The 240-nt window shown below is 40.8% G+C and carries 1 protein-coding gene; it reads left to right on the forward strand.

Translation table 11 applies throughout. The features are described 5' to 3' along the window. Positions 1-240: PKD domain-containing protein (locus E7X57_RS12255; RefSeq protein WP_135613288.1), on the forward strand; the 240-nt coding region annotated here is incomplete at both ends.

The following is a 240-nucleotide window of genomic DNA, read 5'->3' on the forward strand; positions in this document are numbered from 1 at the left end:
TATCCGATTTCAGTGCTAATGTCACTGAAGGCTATGCACCACTTACTGTTTCATTCACTGATCTCTCAACCAATGCAACGTCATGGTCCTGGGATATTGATGCTGACGGTACCGAGGATTACTCCAGCCAGAATATAATTCATACGTATGATACAGCTGGTTTGTATACTGTCAATCTTACTGTCAGTAATATTAATGGCACTGCTTCCGAAATCAAGACCGGTTATATCAATGTGACAT

This window comes from Methanococcoides sp. AM1 (genome assembly GCF_900774055.1).
Classification (GTDB): Archaea; Halobacteriota; Methanosarcinia; order Methanosarcinales; family Methanosarcinaceae; genus Methanococcoides.